The organism is Microbulbifer mixtoriginis (SeqCode) (assembly GCF_052466865.1).
Genome location: NZ_CP174293.1, coordinates 3,806,642 through 3,828,265, shown reverse-complemented (window position 1 = coordinate 3,828,265; position 21,624 = coordinate 3,806,642). Strand labels below are relative to the sequence as shown.

Here is a 21,624-nt window from a genome sequence, read left to right as displayed (position 1 = left end):
ACTCCGTGATTGCGGGCGGCCCAGGGGACCGCACGTTGCTAGCTCGCAGCCTTAAGGGCGGCTGATCAGGGAAAGAAACTCGTTGCGTGTGGCTTGGTTCTCGCGGAAGGTGCCCAGCATTGCCGAACTCTTCATCACGGAGTTCTGCTTCTCCACGCCGCGCATCATCATACACATATGCTTTGCTTCAATAATAACGCCAACACCGGCGGCATTAGTGACAGATTGCAGGGTTTTGGCGATCTGTGTGGTCAGCTGCTCCTGGATTTGCAGGCGGCGTGCGTACATATCGACAATACGCGCTACCTTGGATAGGCCCAGCACCTTGCCTTGGGGGATATAGGCCACGTGGGCGCGACCGATAAATGGCAGCATATGGTGCTCGCACAGGGAGTAGAGCTCGATATCCTTGACCAATACCATGTCGGTGCAGTCACTGGGGAAGAGTGCGTCGCTGACAACCTCTTGAACGGTCTGCTGATAGCCGCGGGTCAGGTATTCCATGGCCTTGGCCGCGCGCTTCGGAGTATCTTTGAGTCCGGGGCGCTGCAGGTCTTCGCCGATTGCTTCAATAATTCGTGCGTAGTGTTCGTTCATGCTGCTCTTTCCAACATCTCAGCCCGAGGGGGCGGGTGCGCTACCCTAAGCGTTTGTAACCCGAGAGTAAAGATCCGCGCGGACCTAGGGGCCTATTGGTACCAATTTGATCGCTACTGTCGGGGCCATTGTGAACTCGGGAGGCAAAAGGAGTGAATCCACATAAACGACCGACAATGCAGTTGGGTGAAAAATAGCCTAGGCCCTTCGGGTTACAGCTGTTAAACCGCCACTCAGCGTTACACGTCGCTTATTTGGAACAACCAAACTACACTCCTCGTGCCTTGATTGGCGCTTCTATAGCCACAGCAGAGGCTACTTAATGAGTGACAATAGGCCTTGATGAGATACATAGCACTTAAGGATAGATTCAATGATAGAAAGGCGTGAATCCAGCCTGCATGAGCTGACCACGGTTTTGGACTATATCCGCTGGGGAGCCAGCCGTTTTAGCGAAGCGGGCCTTTGGTATGGTCACGGCACGGACAATGCCTGGGACGAGGCGGTACTGCTGGTAACCCACGCACTGCACCTGCCGCCCTACAGTAAGCAGGAAATCCTGCATGCACGTTTGACCATGGAGGAGAGACGGGACGTGCTTACTCTCCTAGAGCGGCGCTTTATCGAGCGTTTGCCAGCGGCTTATCTGACCAACGAAGCACATTTTTGCGATATGACTTTTTATGTGGATGAGCGGGTGTTGGTGCCGCGTTCCCCTATAGGTGAAATGATCCGCCACAATTTTGAGCCTTGGCTCAATGTAGAACCGTTGGCAATCCTCGACCTCTGTTGTGGCAGTGGCTGTATCGGCCTCGCCTGTGCAGAGGCCTTCCCTGAAGCGAGAGTCGACCTGAGTGATATTTCTGAAGGCGCTATTGAAGTGGCACAGCTGAATATCAATCGCCACCAGCTCAACGAGCGTGTGCGCGCAGTGCAGTCGGATCTTTTCAGTGGTTTGCAAGGCATGAGTTACGAGTTGATCGTGTGTAACCCTCCCTATGTGGATGCACGCGACCTGGCAGAGATGCCGCAAGAATACCTGGCCGAGCCGGAGATTGCCTTGGGTTCCGGTGACGATGGTCTTGATTTTACCCGCCGTTTGCTGCGTGAGGCCGCCAATCACCTGCAGCCAGAAGGCTTACTGGTCTGTGAGGTGGGCAATAGTTGGGAAGCTCTGGAACAGGCCTTCCCGGAAGTGCCATTTATGTGGCCCGAATTTGAGGATGGTGGCCACGGTGTGTTTGTGATTAGTCGCGAAGAGCTGCTCGCCTACCAAAGCCACTTTGAAAAAGAGTAATTCTTTTTCTGAACCCGGCAAAAGCTATTGCCGGGTTCTCTGATAAAGCCACATAGCTGCAGCAATTGTGCTTTTTACCTTGAACGCCGCGCGCGGCGGCTAGATCCTTTATAATGCGCGGCTCTGCATAAAGCCAACCGCTGTTAATTTATCAACCGTTATCTGGAAAAGTCGCATATGTCGGGCAATACCTTTGGCAAGCTGTTTTGCGTCACCACCTTTGGCGAGAGTCATGGTCCAGCCTTGGGCTGTATCGTCGATGGCTGCCCCCCGGGGTTGGAGATCAGTGAAGAGGAGATCCAGCTGGAGCTGGACCGCCGAAAGCCGGGTACTTCTCGCTATACCACACAGCGCCGTGAACCGGATCAAGTGAAAATTCTATCCGGTGTGTTTGAAGGAAAAACTACCGGTACTCCCATTGGCCTGTTGGTTGAAAATACGGATCAGCGCTCTAAAGACTATGGCAATATCGCTGAGCAGGTACGCCCGGCGCACGCCGATTACACCTACTGGCAAAAATACGGTATTCGCGACTACCGCGGTGGAGGCCGCTCTTCTGCACGGGAGACCGCCATGCGTGTTGCGGCCGGGGCCATCGCCAAAAAATGGCTTAAGCAGAAGTATGGTATTGAAGTACGCGGTTACCTGTCCCAGCTGGGACCAATTAAAGTGCAAAAACTGGATTGGGAGCAGGTCGAGCAGAATCCATTCTTTTGCCCGGATGCTGAACGAGTACCCGAGATGGAAGCTTATATGCAAGCCTTGATCAAAGAGGGTAACTCCATCGGTGCAAGGATCTCAGTACACGCCAGCGGCGTCCCTGCAGGGCTGGGCGAGCCGATTTTTGATCGCCTGGATGCAGACCTGGCCCAGGGCTTGATGAGTATCAATGCGGTGAAAGGGGTGGAGATTGGAGCCGGCTTTGAGTGTGTGGAGCAAAAGGGCACCGAACATCGCGATGAAATTACTCCTGAGGAGGGTTTCCTCTCCAATAATGCCGGTGGCATCCTCGGTGGTATTTCCAGTGGCCAGGATCTTGTTGCCCATATTGCCCTGAAACCCACTTCCAGCTTGCGTATCCCCGGCCGAAGTATCGATCGCTCCGGCAATGCTATTGAGGTGGTTACCAAAGGTCGCCACGATCCCTGCGTAGGTATCCGCGCAACGCCAATTGCTGAAGCAATGATGGCTCTTGTTTTGATCGACCATGCTCTGCGCCACCGAGCACAGAATGGTGACGTAATACCAGGATAATTTGATCGGCCTTCTTCTATTGCGATACCGGCGAAAGCCGGTATTCGGTACCCTCGCTGCTAAGATGCAGCCAATAAGTTAAGCCCCTGTACTTCCCCTACTTTACTCCCAACAAAATAGTTAGCTCCAGCCTCCTCAATTTTATTAATGTTGCGCAGTCGATCTGAGGGGCTTAAAACGCCTTTATTTCCCCGATTTACGACATGGGTATAAATTTCAGTAGTACTAACATCCGAATGCCCTAGCAGTTCCTGAATCGTACGCAAGTCATAACCCGCTTCGAGCAAGTGAGTCGCAAAACTATGGCGAAATGCATGGCAACGAGCCGGTTTGTTGACTCCCGTTAGCTTGACAGCTATACGAACCTGGCGCGCTAAAGTTGTTGCGTGCATATGGTGCCTTCTGTTTTCACCTGAGCGAGGACATTGGCCGATGGTGCTGGAAGGGAAAAGGTATTGCCAAGCGAGTTGTCGGCTTGCACTTGGATGCTTTCTTTCCAAAGCGTTAGGTAAATAAACCGAACCAAAACCAGCCAAAAGATCTTGTTGGTGCAATAGGGAAACAGTCTCTATTTGCCTATGTAACTGCACAATTAGCCCGTTAGGTAATATTGTAGTGCGATCCTTATTCCCCTTGCCACCTCGAACAAAAATATTATTGCTGTCGAAGTCTATATCCTTTACGCGTAAAGAAAGCAGTTCGGCACTGCGAAGGCCGCTACCGTACATTAGCTCAACTTGTAATCTGTAAGTGCCTTCAAGATGATCCAAAATTGCTGATATTTCTCTACGGCTATAAACCACAGGCAAGTACTTTTGTTGTTTTGCCAGTTTAAAGTCCAATGCTTGAATATCCCTACCTAAGAATCTCTTGTACAGATATATCAAAGCGTTCAGAGCTATTCGTTGTGTATTTGCGGAGCAGAGACCTTGAACTGCAAGGTGAGAGAGAAACGTCTCAATCTCAACAGCTCCCATATCAGCAGGGTGCTTCTTTTTATTGAAATGAATGAAGCGTTTAACCCAATGCGTGTAAGTTTGCTCCGTTCGGTACGATAGTCCTTGTTTTCGAATATGAAATCGCAGATTGTCCATAAAGCGTTCAGGCTTACTTGGAATTTTGTGGCGAATGTCATCCATGATATTGGCCTTTATCTGTTTTTATATACAGTATTTACTCTTTTGTTCTGCTGTCAATATAAGAATTCAAGAGAAGCTCCTCCTATTTCTGGGGATGACGATCTATCTCTTTGATTTTTATAGGGTTGGTAATGTTATAAAGAGCAGAAAAAGCAGGTAGATATATAGCGTCTGCTATATATCTACCTGTTGAAAATTATGCCAAAGATCTTAACTTTTTGATATTATTAGGTTTTTGAGATTATCTTGAAAGAAATGAGTAGAATTATATAGAAGGGTGATATAAAGACGCTTCTTTTGAATTAACTGTTAGGCATCTCAATGAATAAGCTCATCGCTTCGATAAGCATGTTGTTTTTAATTTCATGTGGAAATGGAGCTGTAGAGAATATTAAGTTTCGAGAGTACGGAAGGGTCGTGTCAAATATCGGGCATGTGGCCTATGTCTATGAAGCCTTGAGTGAAGGTGAGACACCTGTAACTCAAGTGTTGGTTTCATTTGGTGGTGGAGCTTGTGGCGCTGGTGTAGTTTCAGCATATTCGAATAATTTGAATTTTAAGCTTACCTGGCGTGATGGAAGTACTTTAGTGATAGAGAATCCAAGTGGGGTAGAATTGCAGTGGAATCCTTCAGGGCAATACTTGAAGTGCGGCGAGTACTCTATAGAGGCCATAGTTGAGCAGGGCGGCCATGCCTAACAAGGTGCTGCAGACGACGTCTTACTTTATGCGTCTTCTACGCAGTCGCTACGCTCCTATTTTCGCGCAAAAGGCGCATAAAGTAAGCCGCTGCTGAGCACGGCGTTAAATGTCATGCGTGTGCTCATGAATAAGAAGGTACTTGCTTTCAGCCTTTTTGTATTTGTTCTCGGTATGTGCGGCTACATACTCCTGGGCGAAAATGGTCCTACTGAAGCTATGCAATCATTGCCTATAGGAAGCTCATATGATGAGCTACTAGCTTTGGCAGGCGAACCGTCATATGTCACTGGTGGTACGGAAGGGCCAGAACGGGGTTTTAAAAAGTCTCAAGAACAAAGGATTTCTGGGTGCGTTAAAGAAGCTTGGTACGAAAACACGCTGAAGCTACCCAGCAAATATGCGTTTTGTTTCAGTGCAGACGGCAAGCTTGTAGATAAATACCACTGGTCATCGTGGTGAAACATTTAACAAATCCAGGCAAGATCGCCCAGCCCCTTCGGGGCTCGGCTGGACGGCCTACGCAGCGCGCTTCGCACGCTAAACGCTACGGGCGCCCCTGCTGGAGGCGTTATTTGTACTAGTAGAGAGATTAAATGAAGGTATCCGTTTCCGGTAGTATGGGAGAATCTGAAGAAGGGAAATTTATTATTATTTCCCTTGGTCATGAAAACTTCGTATTAAACATATGGGTGCCAATTACTGACTTGTGTTTGTTTGACAAGGTATCAAGTGCTAGCTGGGAAGATGGAGGTTTAAGAATTGGCACTTCTGCGGATAGTAGTGCTTTTTGGAGTATCGATGACGGCAAGCTTTTTATTGGAATCGGCCATGACAATCAAACTTGGGATTTTTCACTAAATTTGCCAGATGCAAATGTACTTCTTGAGGAAATTATTTCCGAGATGAAAAGGGAAATAGAATATGCTGGCTGGAATGAGCACAAATAACAAGGACAATCACAGTGGCACTCGTGCCTCGTGCACGTGTTGTCAACGTTATGTGTCAGGAGAGATAGATTGATAAATATTGGAGATACGAAAATATCGTTTAGCGATATCGTTAAAGGATCAATCGATTGCTCGGGTACGATAAGAATCGAAAGGGAGAATTGTTCAGTCTCTGGAAGTTTTATTTATTCCAAGAATAACAGCCCTCTAGATTCACTTCTTAGCTTATCTTCTGTAGATGAGGTTTCTTGGAAATCAGATTGTGAGAACTTGATAGTTACAAAATGTCGCGAAAACCAAGAGTATGTTTTCAATGTCAATTTATGCATTGACTCAATTGATAAAGATGAATGTTGGGAAGTTAAAGTTGTAACAGCTCCTGTTCAAAAAATTAGTGTAAACAATGACGCTATCAAACTTACGTTCAAGTAAAACACATAACCAGTGCAGGCAAAATCGCCCGCAAGCGGGCTGGACCTCCCTGACGGTCGGCCTTTGCTGCAGGCGTTATGCGCTTAAGGAGAGCTATCATTGAATATCAAATATCATGACGTAGAATTTTCTTTAGAGATCGAGGAGATTGACGAATATATTATTCAGGGGCGCTTAATTTTAGATCCAGACAAGGAAAAAATATTTCGGAAACTTCACGAAGCAGAGAGCGAAAGTTGGTATTTGAGTAAAAATGGAGAAAGATTAGAGTCAGAAGAACTATTTGAAGCATCTCCATGGAAATTTAATAGCCCGAACGGAGAAGTAAAGTTGCTTTGCCGTTTTCATGATATGTACACAGGTGAAATTCGTTTCAATACGCAAGATGGCTACGGTGGAGAACTATTTAAATGGGTACGAGAGTAATAGATTTATCGCATAACAAAGCAAGCCAAAATCGCACCTTCGGTGCTGGACTCGCTATCGCTCGCCTTTGCTTACGGCGTTAGTTGCTCTTAATGAAGATAATGAAACATAAATGCCCACACTGTAATAAAAAGGCGATTTCGAATTTGGGTAAATTCAATTCCAGCGCGTTGCACCCCGCCATTTGTCCAAACTGTGGTGGTTACTCTAAGCAGCACTACGCTGGTACAGCACTTGAGAGCTTACTGGTAACTTTTGGTGTTCCCGTAGTCTTGCTATGGTCTCTCCTCGCTAAAACCTGGTGGCCAGTCTTTGCCTCTGTGTTGGTTGTTATATCTAGCGGTATTCTTAAATTCTTATACGTCCCGATGGTTGCGGTTGACCTACAGGTAGCCAAAAACTATCACTGGTTTGCTTTTGGGTGCTTAGTTATAGTTCTAGCTTGGGTCTCTTATGAGGCACTTGGAAGTTAAGCAACTAACAAATCAATTAACTACGCGCCTTCGGCGCCCGACAGCTTACACTCCGCTTCGCTACGTTCCAGCTGCGGGTTATTGAGGCGTTATTGTGGCGGTCAATTATTAGATGGTTTTTAGTTGCTGCAAGTAACAATCTCTACCTGAACACGCTTCGCCAGAGAGTTTTCCTGCAAGCTGGCACCGCAGTTTCGTTCAAGTGCCTTCGTTTTAAGTCAACAAGCCCTGCAAGTCAGTTGCACCATTGTGGAGTGCCAATCAGCTAGTTAATTGGTGGGGAAAGTATGGTATTTTCCCTTGTAAATTTATCGGGCAGTGGCCAGCCAAAGTTGGCTGGCAGAGAGCAAGTAGGTCGTTCAGAGCGCGCCAGCTATAACCAGGCCAGGCAAGATCGCCCCGCCGGATGCTGGGCTGGACAGCCTACGCTACGCTTCGCTTCGGCTGCCCTTGCTGGCAACGTTATGGCGCTAGGCGCTTTACTATAGAACACGTTTTTGAAAGACATTGAGAGTATCCGAGAGTTAATAATCATGGAGGTGTTGTGAATAGTTTCCCTAAAGGGTCTGAGTGGCGAAAGTGGGATCTGCATGTGCATACTCCTGCATCAGTTCTTAAAAATGAATTTGGGAGTGATTGGGATACATATGTAGTAGAGCTTTTTAGGAGGGCAATCGAAAATGATATCAGTGCAATAGGCATTACCGATTACTATCTTCCTGAAGGCTACAAGATTCTCAAGAACGAGTACTTAGATAATCCAAATAAAATGAATTCTCTTTTTAATGAAGAAGAGATTGAAAAAATTGGTTCAATAGCCGTATTTCCGAACATTGAATTCAGGCTAACGAAACTTGTTATAGGTAAGGAAAAAGACCTGTCCTGGAATAGGAAGGTGAACTACCACGTAATCCTATCTAACGATATTCCAATAGAGAAGATTGAGAGTGACTTCGTTTCTCAGATCCAAGTTTGTTTTGATGCATCCACCGGAGCTTCGACTGAAAAAAGACCGTTGACTCGACATAATCTAGAAGAGCTTGGCGCTAGGTTAATAGCAGAACACCCTAAATTTTCGAAGAGTGGAAACAACCTATTTGTCGGAATGCTCAACGCATCAGTAGATGAAGATGAATTGGTATCCATTCTCAACAGGAGTTCGGTTTTTAAGGATAAGTACATGCTCGGATTGCCTTGTGATGAAGATCTCAGTGATGTGAGTTGGAACTCTCAAGGGCATAACATTCGAAAGAACCTTATCAAACAAGCCCATTTTATATTTTCATCTAACACTAAAACCAAGAACTTCCTACTCGGAAGTGGTGACCGTGAAGAGTTTCAAAAAGAATTTGGATCTTTAAAGCCATGACTTTGGGGATCAGATGCACATTGTAAAGATGAACTATTTAAACCCGCAAAAAATCGAAACACATGGATAAAATCCGACCCAACATTTGAAGGATTAAAGCAGGTAATCTACGATCCGAGGGCGAGAGTTGTAATACAGGAACTCAACCCTCAACAAAAGAGTAGTTACCAAACGATCAAAAGAGTCAGATTCATAGATAAGTCTTCCAAAGACTTGTTTAGCAATGATTGGCAATACCTAAATCCTGATCTCAATACAATCATTGGGGGTAAGTCTTCTGGTAAGTCGTTATTGCTTTACCATATCGCTAAATCAATTAATGCAGATGAAGTCGATCACAAAGTTCGTTTGTCAAAATCTTCATCATACAGCGACCTGGCGAACGTAGATTTTGAAGTTGAGTGGTCAAACGGTGAAGTTAGCTCTTTGTTTCAACGAGATGAATCTAAGCCAATTACATACATACCTCAGTTGTATATTAACCATCTTGCTGAGGAAGACGGAAAAAATCAGCTTAATACTCTGATTAAGGACATACTTGACCAAAATCAGGCTTTCAAAGAATTTTCTAGCAGCCAAGAGCGGCAAATAAGTACTTTTACGAAAGAGCTTAATTCTAAGATTGATAGCCTTTATGAACTCAGGAAAAGGTATCTACAACTCAAAAAGGATTCCGAGGCATACGGCACGAGACTGGCAGTATCTAGCGAAGTAGAAAAACTGAAGAGTTATATTGTGGATCTTCAGAAAAAGTCTGGCTTTAGCGAACATGAGGATCTGCTTTATAAGAAGCTAACCGCTAGAAAGTCTTCAGTAAAAAACAGACTTAGTGTATTTAGTAGGTTAAGAGAATGTGGAAACCAAGTTACGACATCGACTGCACTTCACAGCGACAGCCTTATCACTAACTTTAAAGAAGCTATTTCATGTGATGTTAATATGATTGATGAATCCTCATTTCTCAATTCTTTATTTGATATGCTCGACTTGGAGTTGCGAGCGGGCTTGGAGAAATTTCGCAATTCGGCGACTATGAGAGGAGAGAAAATCTCATATTGGGTCTCTAAGCTCGAAGGTGAGCTACATTCCATTGACGAAAATATCAAGCCACTTCTAAAAAAGGTTGCAGATAAAGAAGCACTGGACCTAGTGGTGAAGAAATTGTGCACCGAAGAGGAAAAGCTTAAAAAAATTGGAGAACTTGAAGAAAAAATAGAATCAGTCAAGAAACAAGGCATTGAATGCAAGAATGAAGTGTCTGTGAAGTATTCTGCATTAATTGATGCATATAAAAACTACGTTAGCGAGATATCGAAGCCAGAATACCAGTTTGAGGATGATATTCGGATCAGTGCGGAGGTTGGGTTCTACGAAGGTAGATTCGATGAATTCGTGTCGTCTTTTGACAGGCGTGGCAATATGGCATCTTTACTTGGTTCTCTTGTAAATGACAACGGAGAGTATGAATTCGATGTCGAGTCACACACAGAAAGAGTAAGAGGCATACACGACAGACTATCGAAGAATTCTGATAATCCCTCGTTACGAAAAGGAATCTCTGAAAAAGATGTTACAAAGAGGCTTTATAGCGACTGCTTTTTCATCAACTTTGTTGTGCAGTATAGAAATGACGACATTGTACAAATGTCTCCCGGAAAGCGAGGGTTGGTCTTACTCAACTTGATTTTACATTTGAGTAATTCATCCCATCCAATACTAATCGATCAGCCAGAAGACAACTTAGATAATAGAACAATTTACGACCAGCTAAATGAGTTTATCCGTTTGAGGAAGACCAAGCGGCAGATTGTCATGGTTACACATAACGCAAATCTGGTTGTTGCTGCAGATTCTGAATGTGTAATCGTGGCAAACCAGGCTGGACAGCAAGCCAATCTTGATAACAAGAAGTATAAGTTTGAGTATTATAGCGGTAGCTTAGAATGCTCATTTGAAGATAAAAAAAGCGTAGGCACCCTAGAAAGTAAAGGGATTAGACAGCATGTTTGCGAAATACTGGAAGGCGGTGTTTCAGCTTTCAAAGAGCGTGAAATGAAGTATGGACTTACGATATGAGAGCGCACCATAACAAGAAAATGCAGCGGACCCACAAAGCCTGCGGCTTCGCGGTCCGCTGATTTAGGCGTTATGTTGCGTAGGTTCAACTTATGAGTTCTGAGGGAATTCGCATAGGTGATGTGGCCCTGTTAGGTGTAACACTAGCCGCTGCCGTATCCTTATTTTTTGTTCAAGATCTATTTTTACTATGGTTGGCACTGGAATGGTTGGCGTTGGTATGTCTTCTATCTTTTTTCGCCCCAAATTTATCGCTAGTAACAAGCTATGTAAGCTCATTTTTCCCTAGGATATTCTGGCCGGAAAGTAGACACTGGTTGTGGGGCTTAGCCATTGCATTCAACTTTATGGCGGTAGTGGAAACGGTACAGCGGAATTCAACATAACAATCACAGGCAGTGAAGCTCCGGGCCTTCGGCCCTCCGCGGGACGTCTTACCTTATGCACGTTTTGCGCGGTCGCTTCGCACCCATTTTCGCGCAAAACGCGCATAAGGTAAGCCGCCCCTGCTGTGGGCGTTATGCAAAAAGGTAAGTTTGAATAAATAACCATGAAAACTAGAACGGTTTTAGCCAGAATTGCAGGCTCACTATACATACTACTCGGGGCAGTAAATCTATTAGGCTTACTAGTTCCAGAAGTACGTGAACAAGTTATTAGCATTGGAGCAACTGTCTTCAGGTATGGCGGGTTTGTCGCTGTAGGTATTGGTCTTCTATTTCTTAGAAAGTGGTCTGTATACCTATGGGGTGCATTAATGGTGATCAATGGCGTACTCGTATATACGGTTTACGGTGGTCAAACCCTAAATCTAAGTGGTGCTATATCGCTATTACCGTTGGTTGGCCCATTTCTTATTATTGCGTTCTTCTACTATATTTGGCCAGCGCTTAAACCAAGCTCCAGCCAGGTTCATGGCAATGTTGCATAACAAAAATGTCAATTTGACCTCGTTACGCGTTGCTTCACTCAGCAAATTACATTGGCGTTAAGTGCCCTAAGAGTCGAGTATGGAGCTAGATACGAAATCCAAATTGAGACGTTATATTGAGCGTGAAAATATTTCTAGTGTACTAAACAACACTAAATGGGAGCGCCTGTTTAAAGAGCTTCAGAAAATTGAGTTCACACTAGATTTTCAACGCAAAGACTTAGATGAAGCCGAGCCAAGTGCTGATTATTGGGATTCTGACTTATATCATGTCATGGGTGCCTGGGAACAAATAGAGTGGCTTAACCTTAGAGCTTTAATCAGTCACCCTAAAGGGGCTTTGGTTAAACCGGAAATAGAAGATAACACCCAATTATTACTAAGCGCGTTACGACAATCTGGTGTACCTTATTGCATACATAAAGATGGCATCAGAATTTGGGGTTATTTGCGTCCAGGAGTTAGTCCCGAGTGGGTCAGCACTTAACAAGCGGCTGCACCGGACAAATTTCCGCTGTCACCTTTTGTGCAAAAACATGCACAAAAGCCGCCATCAAAAATTTGCTCGGTGAGCCGGGCGTTAAATTACGAGTCAACTATGAGAAAGATTGTATTCACGATATTTATTTCAATTTTTTCATCGCTTGGTATTTCGGAAGAATTTCGGCCAAATACAGAGGGGAATAGAGAGGTGCTAAGTTCTTTGCAAAAGGCTGGTTCAAATCTGAGCAAACTACATCCGGTCGAACATCATTTCTATTGCTCCACCTATGATTGTCTGGCTTTTATTGCAGGAACAGGAAAATCTCTGGGGTATGAAATTAGAAATATTGGAAAAGGTGAGCATGAGGGAGCCGAGTACTTCTACGGTGATCTAGTTAAAGAAACTCTACTGAGCTTAGAGAAAATTGACCAGGAAAACGTAATCATGCTCAAAATCGCAGAAGATGCCGGAGCAGAGTACGATGGTTGGGGAACCCCAGTGGTCAAATAATTTAACAAGGTGCGGCAGACTGACGTCTTACTTTGCGCACTTTTTGCGTAGTCGCTGCGACTCCTATTTTTGCGCAAAAAATCCACAGAGTAAGCCGCCGCTGCGCACGGCGTTATGCGAGTGAATGGCATGAAGACTCTAGCTATTGCTTTAATTCTGATATTCAGTGTTTCTGCTCATGCAGAAGGATATTTCCAGATATTGGACGAGTCGAGATATCCAGAATATAGCCAAGCTGCAATGAGAGCTGTAGTTGCAGATCTGAAAAAGAGTGGCAAAAATCTCGAAAAATTATACGCGGAAGTGGAGTGTACAGAGCGATTCTGTGATGTCACGATTTCTCTTCTCGAAACTTTCGGGAGTAGGGAAAGCGTCAGAGGTTGTATGAATTACTGCGTGCATTTCGGTTTTAATAACGTTGAAGGCTACATTGTCAAGAAAGCACATATCAGGTAGCCATCGCATAACAATGCGCTGCAATGGGACGGCTTACTTTGTGCACTTTATGTGCAGTTCGCTTCGCTCCATATTTGCACATAAAGTGCACAAAGTAAGCCGCTCCTGAGCACGGCGTTAGAGAACCAATGAATAACGAACAAAGGGCGCGGGATTGGATTAACTTTATTTTAGAGAGGTGTCAGTTCCCTGATGCAAAAGCGCTAAAAAATCACCTGGATAAAGCCGTGTTTTCTGAGTTCTGTCAATGCGGTTGTAATAGCTTCAAGGTCCTGGTCCCGACTTTTACCAAAGCAATTGCAGTTCCAGGTAAGTATGGTGTAATTTTTGAAGCAAACTTTAATCTTGCAGAAGCCGGTAAAACGTTAGAGGTCCTAATATTCTCAGGGAAATCAGGAATGGTTGAATACATAGAGATAGACTGTTGTGGTAACAACTTGCCTGTTCCAGAAGTAGTTGAGGTTGTTGGGGAACCGTTTCATGTCAGTGCCGGTAGTGCGCTCGTTCTCTAACAAGAGCCGGCACAAGCGCGCACTTCGTGCGCTGGACTCGCAACGAGTTGCTCGCCTGTGCGGCGGGCGTTAAGTGATACAAGGAGAGTAAATGAAATCATTCATGGTTAATCTTATCGGACTGGTTGGTTCTTGGTACATGGTTGATCTTACTTCCGAAAACTCGCTTAATTCCATTTTTTCTCCATTGGTTTTTGCTGCGTTTTTAATTTCCAGTGTGCTGTGGTTTATTGTGAAATTTGGGGTAACTCAGGGGTCTGGCACCGGTGGTTATTTTGGCAGTGGTGATTCTGGTGGTTTCAGTGGTGGAGATGGAGGGGGTGGTGATGGTGGTTGTTAGATCACTTAACAAGCGCATGTTGTTCGCCGCTATCGCGGCCGGACGGCTTACGCTACGCTTCACCCGCCGCAAATGCGAACGTTAAGTGTTAGTCATGTCAGAACAAGAGATGGCATTTTTACTGGTTGCTCTAGTTTGTTTTTTATGTGTCGTAATATATGCTTACAGAAAGACCAGCAAACCATGTGAGCAGTGTGGTGGGAAAATGAGTCTTGTAAAGATTAGAGATCCAGCTGGCAATAATATAAAGCCAAAAATTACTCTGTCATTTTATGTGGGACCAAGAAGGTACGAAGAAACTTGGAAGTGCAAAAATTGTGGGGTGTCAAAGATTATAAAGTACTGGGGGAGCTAGCAGGTGCTTTCCGCAACACTTAACAAGCACCAGCAATCCGACATTTATTCCGGTGCATGTTTTTTGTTCGCTACGCTCATAACACAAAACATGCACCTCCATAAATGCGGTTGTGGTGGGCGTTATGTTCTTTGGAGGAGAAATTAGTTGAATTGGTATGGTGCTAGAAGCGTTTATCACTTCGGAGTCAATTCTGAGGGCTTGAATATCTTTGAAGAAAGAGTAGTTTGCATTAAAGCTGATTCTTTCAAGAAGGCGCATAGTAGAGCGAGAAAAGAAGCTGAGGAATATGCTGAAAGCAACGGCTTTGATATGCATCCAGAGCAAGTTTGTTATAAACAGGATGGCGATAAGCTTATTAAAAATTACGAAGTTTGGTCTGAGTTGTTTCAGTCAAATATGAATCTTGAATCTTTTTATCAAGAGCGATATTTAAAGTATTTATATGTCCCAGAACAAGCATAACCAGGCCAGGCAAGATCGCCCAGCCGGAGGCTGGGCTGGACAGCCTACGCTTTGCTTCGGCTGCCCTTGCTGGCAACGTTAGCATTCAGTAAATATGAAATTTTTATATAGAATACTGCGTTGGCTGTTTCTTGGAACTATTGGAGTTTCAGCAATCCTTATATTCTTAACTATAGGATTTGTCTGGTTGTGGGATATAAACTCTATTAACTCAATCGGCGAGGCTAAAGAACTTCTGAGCAAACATGGCAGTATCGAGCACGAGCTAATAATTAATGAGTGCTCGAAGTTAATAAAGGATGGAGAAGAGCGCACTTTAATGCATGAGGATATCCCAGAAGTGCTAAAGTCGTTGTCGCCACAATATGTCCGAGCTTCAGAGTACTCATGTGAGGTAAACCTTTACAAACAGCCAGGCAAAGGAATTGGCTACTTTGTAAAAAAAGCTCCCAGTGGCTCTTTCATCCTTAGTTGGTTTAACCACTTTGAAAGTTGGGAAAGTCATGATATTGAAGTCAAATAGTGAACATGCTAACAATCACAGGCAGTTAGCGTCGGCCCCTATAGGGGCCTCTGCGGGACGGCCTACGCTTCTCTTCAGCCGCCCCTGCTGTGGGCGTTATGTGTAAACCATGAAAAAAGCTAAAGTGGCTCTGATTACAGTATTGGCTTTATATTTTGCCGGTTTTTTTGCTATGCCGCTCATGAGCATTCTTGCCACTAAAACTCAAGCAACATTAATAATGCAGCCCGTTCATGGAATGCATCAGCACTTCTATTGGTCATGGGTCCAGAAAATCGATGACTCCAATATCATACGAAGGGCCTGGAACAACAATGCTGTCTTTTGGTGTAATCAGTTCGAATCATGTACGGTAGGGCCCAAACCATCAAACACATAACAAATTTAGGCAACATCGCCACTTCGTGGCTGGACCTACATTCCGCGGCTTCGCCGCTACATTTCGGCCGTTGCTAAAGGCGTTATGTTTCAGGAGTAATCGTGAGCAGTAGAAGGAAAAGAGAAGAATTTGATGAATTATCTTCAAGAGTTCTACTGTTCCTTATTGGTATATCTCTCTTGGCTGTCTCTATTGGCGTCTTCTATAGAGAGGGAGCAGACAGCCAGGCAGCGCTGGCAGTTGGCTTAATTTTGGGCGTAATCTGGTTGCCTCTCGTACTTGTTAGCATTTTGGGAAGTAAGAAGAGGGTTCAAAGGTGGGCAGATAACACTGGAAATCACGAGGTTATGGTGTTGTTTGTCCTTGCTGCTTTGGGTGTCACATTTGTACTAAAGAAGCTAGGCCGAGAAACATAACAATCACGGGCAGTGAAGCTACAGCCCTTCGGGCCTCCGCGGGACGGCTTACCTTATGCACGTTTTGCGCGATCGCTTCGCTCCCATTTTTGCGCAAAACGCGCATAAGGTAATCCGCCCCTGCCGTGGGCGTTATACGTAGAATATGATCACAAACGTACTGTTGACAATTTTAAGCTGCGCATTTCTGGTGTGTCTCATCTCCAGCTTTGTGATTCTGTTTCGCTTACTGAATGAAGAACGTAGTAATAGTTGGTTTATACGAGCAGCTGGATTGTTTCTGTTTTCAGGTAAGTTTTTAACAGAAAAAGGAAAACCATTCCTTCGCTACTATTGGTTTTCCTTGCTTGGTGCGTTGATTTCGGTATTCCTAATAGTTGTAGTTGTCTACTTTGGAATTCCGGAATTTAGAGAAGAGGTTGATACGATTTTTAGTCTGAGTACCAGGCCCAACGTATAACAATGCCGGGCAAGATGCTCCGGGCCTTCGGCCCTCCGCGGGACAGCTTACCTTGTGCACGTGGTGCGCGGGTCGCTATGCTCCCATTTCGCGCAACACGCGCACAAGGTAAGTTGCCCCTGCCGGCGGCGTTAAGCACTAGATCATGCGTACTATATTTTTCGAAACTGACCAGTTTAATCTCACAAAAGAGCATGACCATTTTATTAATCCAGGTTGCTTTGGTGAAGATTTTGCCAATTGGTTAAAACCCCACCTCGAAAATAGTGGTATTGAAGTGTCTGATATCTACCAGGAAGACTGGGGTTGGGAAATAGATTGCAGTGGTTACTATCTGGGAGTTGGAGGGCTTCCCGAAAACGACTCATCAAATCTGGGTGAGTGGAGGGTCATGATCACCAAGAAGAGGTCATTTGTTGAGGTTATCTTTGGAAAAAATAGGCTTTCACGTGATGAGGTTATTTTTTCCCAGTTATTCAGTATTCTAAATGCTGCGGGTTTCACTAAAGTTAGGTACGAGGAAAATGCTTAACAATGCAAGGCAACATCGCCCACTGCGTGGGCTGGACCTCCATTTTGCAGCTTCGCTGCTATATTACGGCCGTTGCTTGCGGCGTTAAGGTTCCAAAAAGAAATGGCGTTACGTATTTTAATTGGTATTAGTTCAGCGATAGTTCTCGGAGTAACTGGCTATCTCCTAATACTGGCCGGGTCAGTTTTGTCGTCGGTGTATGAAGCAAAGATTCTAGGTGGTATTTTGGCTATTCCTGGCTACATAATTGTGGCTCCAGGTTTGTTAGGTGTTGGGTTAATAGATTATTTGCCTATGCATTTAATCTTTCCCAAAGGTGGTGCTTCTGGTGTCTTCGGTAGCATCCTAATATTTGCGGTTTTATTCTGGTCAATATTTCTTAGCTTTTTATCATGCAAACAGTATTGGCCTTATAAAACCTTAACAAGGTGGTGTAGCCGCCTTCGGCTGGGACGCGCAAAAAGCGCGCGCTCCTAACCACGGCGTTATTGGTCGCTCGCTCCAGTTTTGTGAAGGTTCCGTTAAGAATAGCAGATGATTATTGGGGCGCTGTATAAAAAACCAGTATTGGCGGGGGAGCCCATAGTCAACGGTTCGACCTTCGTGTAAGCTTCGACGCTCGCATAACGAAGTTGATGCGGACGGCGCAGCCGCTTCGAAGCAAGGCCGCGAACCTAGAGCTGCTAATTTCTCTCTCCGAATCGTGGTAGACAGTAGCAAGAAAGATATTTGTAGTGGATTTGTACACAATGCCACGAGCAACAAATAACAACCCGATGATGCGGAAACCTAAAAGTTGTCATTCCCTTTGCTTACGCAAAGGTACCGCCAACTTCCTTAACGGTTCCGCATATCTATTTTCGTTATGCGAGAGCAATGATCAGACTATTAGCAATTATTCTGGCTTTTACGGTAAGTTCATCTTGGGCCAGAACTGAAATGAAGATTCCATATAAAATTACCGTGGAAGAATTAAAAGATATTGGTATTGTTTATACGCAGCGAAGTAACGATAAATCCGTAATTATCGAGTTTGTCATGCCTGAAAACGATCCATGTAAAACAAGGTATGTGCACAGTATGGTTTCTCGGCTTGGTACCGAATCTTCAGATCAAGTTAAAGCAACCGTAAATGGTCGGGTTCATTCTTTAGAGATTGAGTCTGATTTATTGGATAAGGCTAGCTTTTCAATTATCTGTGATGCTAAAAGTTACAACTTTAAACTGTAAATCGCATAACAAGTGACTATGGTCCTTTGTCAAGTATTTAAGCCATTTTCTCATCCCAGTAAGTGTTGTTTTTTACCATCGTATTTAGAATGGTAAGTTGCTTCCTCATACATGCGATAAGGGCTACTTTCTTTGGTTTACCAGCAGCGACCAGGCGCTCATACATTGGCTTTAATTTAGGGTGGCATTGTATTGCCGACATCATAGAAACAAACAAAACCGTGCGTACACGATGTCGCCCACCTCGAATATAGCGCTTACCCTGGAAGCTGCCGCTATCACGATTCATCGGGGCGATACCCACAAGTGCCGCAATCTCTTTGCGGTTCAGCTTGCCCAGCTCAGGAAGTTCGCTCATTAGCATATAAGCCAGTACATTGCCGACTCCTTTAGCGCTTAATAAGAGATCGCGTTTTTGTCGCCACTCGCCAACGCTGTTAACAAGTTTATCAAGTTGCTTATCGACTCCTTCTAGCTCTTTTTTGATGGCCTTTAAGATAGCCTGAATGGGCTTGTGAACAGACTTAGGCATTCTCTTGAGGCGATTCTTTTGCATTGTGCTCATTTCTAAGCACTGGTTCCTGACCGTCAGCAAATCACTGATATTTCTTCGTTTTTCTGGTTTGATCGATGACAATCTTGGCTTCATTGCTTCACCAAAATGTGCGATATCAATTGCATCCAGCTTATCTGTTTTTGCGAGCCGCCCCGCTGACTTTGCAAAGTTTCTTACTTGTGAAGGATTGCAAACAACTATCGGCAGTCCCGCTTTATGAGCAGCACAGACAAATTCTAATTCTAGCCTTCCTGTGGACTCGATCAATACTCTTTCAGGTTTAAGAGGTTGTAGTTGTTTAATGGCATCCTTAATACCATTTTAATCATTGGTAACACTATAGAATTGGCCAGTAGGTCTCACATAAATATCGAGTTGTTTACTGCTGGTATCGATACCGACATTGATCTCTTGAGGTTCCATAAGATAAGCTATCTCCGCCTTGCTATTCGGGCTCGAGGCCCACATGACTATTCGAGTTATGCCTAGTGAGTGTCTGTCACGTTCATACTTGTTAGCGGTCTTTATGAACCGGCGCAGCAACGAACTGTGACAAACAAGGCCTTCGGTGGCCGCCGAAGGTGGGTCTCAATTTACCCGTTAGCGAAAAGGATTTTCAACATCAGAATCGGGCAAGAACAACCATACAAGGCGCAGCAACGGACCTCCGGCAATTGTCACCTTTTGTGCGCTTCGCAGCACAAAAAGGCGCCATTCGCCTCCGGCCGCTGTGCGCGGCGTTAGAACTCCAGACCGAGAAGCGAGATGGATTTAGATACCTTTTGTAGGCAAATTAAGGAAACCTATCCTGAAATATCAGCACATGCTGACAAGTTATATGATGACTATTGGAACAGGTTGGTCCAAACGGAATTCTCTTCATATTCTTGGTTTGAATCACTAGCGAATGCCCTGAATAGCGAAATGAAAAAGAAAGTGGCAGCTGATAATTATCAGGCACTTCTTGAAATAATTAGTTCAGAGTACGAGCACGGTGAAAGTGGAATAATGAAAGCAATTGACGTCGCGTTCGTAGAGAATCTGTTTTGGCAAGTTAATAGCGATAATGCTCGGCCGTACTGGGAAGTAATGCCTAAGAATCTAAAGGGGCTCTATGTCGGGTTTCACGGGCAAGCACCGCTCTAACAATCACAGGCACGTTGCTACGGCCCTGCGGGCCTCCGCAGGACGGCCTACGCTGCGCTCCGGCCGCCCGTGCTGTGGGCGTTAACTGCTGAGAGAGCCATGAAACTGAACCACCCAAAAAGCAAGATGGCTTTTGAGCCAAGTCCAGGATGGTTTCTCGGTCCATTTGACATATATGATCGAGAGGAGTCTTTGGGGGAAAAGCTCAACGAGTATGATCCGCTTGAATCCGATCAGCTTCAAAATTTATTTGATGAATACTTCTTTAAAGAATCTGGGTACGCAACTAAGCATAAGGCAGCGATGGTTAAGTGTCTTGTTGAAGCATTGAGCGAGGATGCATACGACTTTTCCTTCCATCGAGTTGGGAGTTTTCTTGACCTAGGTATATTTTTGAACAAGCATATATAGCTTCAGTTAGACACTGGGGTAATGAATTAAAAGAGACAGGTTTGGAGCTTCCTGACGCTAACCAGTTGGGAATCGAAAAATGCAGTTAACAAGTACAAGCAGGTTGCTACGGGCCTTTGGCCCTTCGCGGGACGGCTTACGCTACGCTCTAGCCGCCCCTGTTGTAGTCGTTAGGCACCCCAATTAATGAGCAAATTGCCACTTCAAAATATAGTCGGCTCTAGAATTGAGTCGGCAAAGTTTGATAAACCATCGAAAAGTTGGCTTATCCACTTTGCCAATGGAGACTCACTTAATATTGAGTGTATGTGGCGTCTGATCGAGGATGGTTGCATATGCTCAACTAGCGATGACCATGATCAAATGTTCGGCCGTGACAAACCATTTAATGGTGAGGCCGCTCTAAATGAAATGGCAGAGCATGAAATCCTGTCAGCGCAATGTAATGATTTAGTTGGTGACATCAGGATTAAACTGGGCGAATATTTTGTTCTTGAGGTTGTAGCTATTTCAGCGGGCTACGAATCATGGCAATACAAACAAAAAGGCGGCAATAGCTTTGTTGCAGTTAGCGGGCAAGTCCATAGCTACTAAATGCCTAACAATCACAGTCAAAGCGACGCAAAAAGCGCGCGCTTGCTGTGGGCGTTATATGGCCAAACCACCATTGGAGAACGAATGAGAATATTTCTAACTTCACTATTTGTATTGGTTTTGTCGGCGTGCGGTTCCAATATGCCAGCACCATCTGTATCAGAATATGTCAAAACAGAAGGCGGCGGCTTTCTTATGGAACGCAATGCAGGCGTCAAGTACGCAATGATATATACCCTGCTCAAGCCCAGTGAATCTGCCACTTCCTATAAAGCGGTTTTCGAAAGCACTATCCCAAATGGCAGACCGGTTTATGCTGAGGGAGCCATTGAGCCTGGCACATTAGAGCTTCAGTTGCAGTCACCAGTAATACCTGGCGTTAAAAACAACCAAACATATTCAGTTTCGCTAACTCTTTTCGCGGGTGAAACGCAGCTAACCACGCACAATGACCAGGTTAAGTTTTCGTTGCCTTCCAATATGTTGTCTCAATTTGGGGTTGCAGAGCATTGAGCCATATAACAAGTTGCTCAAGTACACTCCGGCCGCAAAAGACACGGGCTCCGTGGGACAGCCTACACTGCGTTTCGGCAGCCCCTTAGCAAGGCGTTA

25 protein-coding genes and 2 pseudogenes are annotated in these 21,624 nt (G+C 44.9%); 24 read left to right on the top strand and 3 right to left on the bottom strand.

The features are described from left to right. Window positions 1-51: 51 nt before the first annotated feature. Window positions 52-597, bottom strand: a complete 546-nt coding sequence (gene folE, locus ACJJJA_RS17315) for a GTP cyclohydrolase I FolE (RefSeq protein ID WP_252082843.1) — start codon at window positions 595-597, stop codon at window positions 52-54. Window positions 598-970: 373 nt separating this feature from the next. Here folE and prmB point away from each other — a divergent pair, with 373 nt between their 5' ends. Together prmB and aroC are read left to right on the top strand one after the other, a co-directional pair. Next, on the top strand, window positions 971-1,894 hold the full coding sequence (gene prmB / locus ACJJJA_RS17310) for a 50S ribosomal protein L3 N(5)-glutamine methyltransferase (protein WP_444884114.1): 924 nt from the start codon (window positions 971-973) through the stop codon (window positions 1,892-1,894). Window positions 1,895-2,071: 177 nt separating this feature from the next. Then, the gene (gene aroC, locus ACJJJA_RS17305; protein WP_444902881.1) at window positions 2,072-3,148 is read left to right on the top strand and encodes a chorismate synthase; all 1,077 of its coding nucleotides are present in this window, start codon (window positions 2,072-2,074) and stop codon (window positions 3,146-3,148) included. A gap of 59 nt (window positions 3,149-3,207) precedes the next feature. On the opposite strand, the gene ACJJJA_RS17300 is transcribed toward aroC, so the two are convergent. Beyond that, window positions 3,208-4,287, bottom strand: coding sequence for an integron integrase (locus tag ACJJJA_RS17300; RefSeq protein WP_444902880.1), 1,080 nt, complete (start codon window positions 4,285-4,287; stop codon window positions 3,208-3,210). Between the two features lie 321 nt (window positions 4,288-4,608). On the opposite strand from ACJJJA_RS17300, the gene ACJJJA_RS17295 reads away from it, so the two are divergent. From ACJJJA_RS17295 to ACJJJA_RS17210, 18 genes and pseudogenes are all read left to right on the top strand, one after another. Further along, a complete protein-coding gene (locus ACJJJA_RS17295; RefSeq protein ID WP_444902879.1) occupies window positions 4,609-4,986 on the top strand; it encodes a hypothetical protein in 378 nt (125 codons plus the stop codon). A 126-nt stretch (window positions 4,987-5,112) separates the two neighbouring features. Then, a complete protein-coding gene (locus ACJJJA_RS17290) occupies window positions 5,113-5,448 on the top strand; it encodes a hypothetical protein (protein WP_444902878.1) in 336 nt (111 codons plus the stop codon). Between the two features lie 134 nt (window positions 5,449-5,582). After that, window positions 5,583-5,936 carry a hypothetical protein gene (locus ACJJJA_RS17285; protein ID WP_444902877.1) on the top strand — a complete coding sequence of 118 codons (354 nt, stop codon included), beginning with the start codon at window positions 5,583-5,585 and terminating at the stop codon, window positions 5,934-5,936. Between the two features lie 531 nt (window positions 5,937-6,467). Then, window positions 6,468-6,794 carry a hypothetical protein gene (locus tag ACJJJA_RS17280; RefSeq protein ID WP_444902876.1) on the top strand — a complete coding sequence of 109 codons (327 nt, stop codon included), beginning with the start codon at window positions 6,468-6,470 and terminating at the stop codon, window positions 6,792-6,794. Between the two features lie 760 nt (window positions 6,795-7,554). Further along, window positions 7,555-7,755, top strand: a complete 201-nt coding sequence (locus ACJJJA_RS17275) for a hypothetical protein (RefSeq protein WP_444902875.1) — start codon at window positions 7,555-7,557, stop codon at window positions 7,753-7,755. A 56-nt stretch (window positions 7,756-7,811) separates the two neighbouring features. Next, window positions 7,812-8,636 carry a hypothetical protein gene (locus ACJJJA_RS17270; RefSeq protein ID WP_444902874.1) on the top strand — a complete coding sequence of 275 codons (825 nt, stop codon included), beginning with the start codon at window positions 7,812-7,814 and terminating at the stop codon, window positions 8,634-8,636. Window positions 8,637-8,648: 12 nt separating this feature from the next. Next, window positions 8,649-10,712 (top strand): annotated as a pseudogene (locus tag ACJJJA_RS17265) (TrlF family AAA-like ATPase); the annotation flags it as partial. A 550-nt stretch (window positions 10,713-11,262) separates the two neighbouring features. After that, window positions 11,263-11,643, top strand: a complete 381-nt coding sequence (locus ACJJJA_RS17260) for a hypothetical protein (RefSeq protein WP_444902873.1) — start codon at window positions 11,263-11,265, stop codon at window positions 11,641-11,643. A 79-nt stretch (window positions 11,644-11,722) separates the two neighbouring features. Then, window positions 11,723-12,130 carry a DUF6678 family protein gene (locus ACJJJA_RS17255; RefSeq protein WP_444902872.1) on the top strand — a complete coding sequence of 136 codons (408 nt, stop codon included), beginning with the start codon at window positions 11,723-11,725 and terminating at the stop codon, window positions 12,128-12,130. A gap of 111 nt (window positions 12,131-12,241) precedes the next feature. Beyond that, on the top strand, window positions 12,242-12,637 hold the full coding sequence (locus tag ACJJJA_RS17250) for a ribonuclease E inhibitor RraB (RefSeq protein ID WP_444902871.1): 396 nt from the start codon (window positions 12,242-12,244) through the stop codon (window positions 12,635-12,637). Window positions 12,638-12,766: 129 nt separating this feature from the next. Continuing rightward, window positions 12,767-13,093: a hypothetical protein gene (locus ACJJJA_RS17245; RefSeq protein ID WP_444884526.1), complete on the top strand. Its 327-nt coding sequence runs from the start codon at window positions 12,767-12,769 to the stop codon at window positions 13,091-13,093. A gap of 128 nt (window positions 13,094-13,221) precedes the next feature. Further along, window positions 13,222-13,605 (top strand): hypothetical protein, encoded by a 384-nt coding sequence (locus ACJJJA_RS17240; protein WP_444902870.1) that lies wholly within the window; start codon window positions 13,222-13,224, stop codon window positions 13,603-13,605. A gap of 91 nt (window positions 13,606-13,696) precedes the next feature. Beyond that, window positions 13,697-13,945, top strand: a complete 249-nt coding sequence (locus ACJJJA_RS17235) for a hypothetical protein (RefSeq protein ID WP_444902869.1) — start codon at window positions 13,697-13,699, stop codon at window positions 13,943-13,945. A 502-nt stretch (window positions 13,946-14,447) separates the two neighbouring features. After that, window positions 14,448-14,765, top strand: coding sequence for a DUF4288 domain-containing protein (locus ACJJJA_RS17230; RefSeq protein WP_444902868.1), 318 nt, complete (start codon window positions 14,448-14,450; stop codon window positions 14,763-14,765). A 94-nt stretch (window positions 14,766-14,859) separates the two neighbouring features. Further along, a complete protein-coding gene (locus tag ACJJJA_RS17225) occupies window positions 14,860-15,288 on the top strand; it encodes a hypothetical protein (RefSeq protein ID WP_444888325.1) in 429 nt (142 codons plus the stop codon). 480 nt (window positions 15,289-15,768) lie between these two features. Continuing rightward, window positions 15,769-16,083 (top strand): hypothetical protein, encoded by a 315-nt coding sequence (locus tag ACJJJA_RS17220; RefSeq protein WP_444902867.1) that lies wholly within the window; start codon window positions 15,769-15,771, stop codon window positions 16,081-16,083. A gap of 605 nt (window positions 16,084-16,688) precedes the next feature. After that, window positions 16,689-17,075 carry a recombinase family protein gene (locus tag ACJJJA_RS17215; RefSeq protein WP_444902866.1) on the top strand — a complete coding sequence of 129 codons (387 nt, stop codon included), beginning with the start codon at window positions 16,689-16,691 and terminating at the stop codon, window positions 17,073-17,075. An 876-nt stretch (window positions 17,076-17,951) separates the two neighbouring features. After that, window positions 17,952-18,305: a hypothetical protein gene (locus tag ACJJJA_RS17210; protein WP_444902865.1), complete on the top strand. Its 354-nt coding sequence runs from the start codon at window positions 17,952-17,954 to the stop codon at window positions 18,303-18,305. Between the two features lie 37 nt (window positions 18,306-18,342). Here the strand turns inward: ACJJJA_RS17210 and ACJJJA_RS17205 are convergent. Next, window positions 18,343-19,284: pseudogene (locus ACJJJA_RS17205) on the bottom strand (IS110 family RNA-guided transposase). Between the two features lie 342 nt (window positions 19,285-19,626). Between ACJJJA_RS17205 and ACJJJA_RS17200 the strand changes: the two are divergent. The 4 genes from ACJJJA_RS17200 (at window position 19,627) to ACJJJA_RS17185 (ending at window position 21,525) form a co-directional block, all read left to right on the top strand. Next, the gene (locus ACJJJA_RS17200; RefSeq protein WP_444902864.1) at window positions 19,627-20,007 is read left to right on the top strand and encodes a DUF7674 family protein; all 381 of its coding nucleotides are present in this window, start codon (window positions 19,627-19,629) and stop codon (window positions 20,005-20,007) included. 99 nt (window positions 20,008-20,106) lie between these two features. After that, a complete protein-coding gene (locus ACJJJA_RS17195; protein WP_444902863.1) occupies window positions 20,107-20,418 on the top strand; it encodes a hypothetical protein in 312 nt (103 codons plus the stop codon). A gap of 186 nt (window positions 20,419-20,604) precedes the next feature. Then, window positions 20,605-21,012: a hypothetical protein gene (locus ACJJJA_RS17190; RefSeq protein WP_444902862.1), complete on the top strand. Its 408-nt coding sequence runs from the start codon at window positions 20,605-20,607 to the stop codon at window positions 21,010-21,012. An 84-nt stretch (window positions 21,013-21,096) separates the two neighbouring features. Beyond that, window positions 21,097-21,525 (top strand): hypothetical protein, encoded by a 429-nt coding sequence (locus ACJJJA_RS17185; protein WP_444902861.1) that lies wholly within the window; start codon window positions 21,097-21,099, stop codon window positions 21,523-21,525. Window positions 21,526-21,624 lie beyond the last annotated feature (99 nt).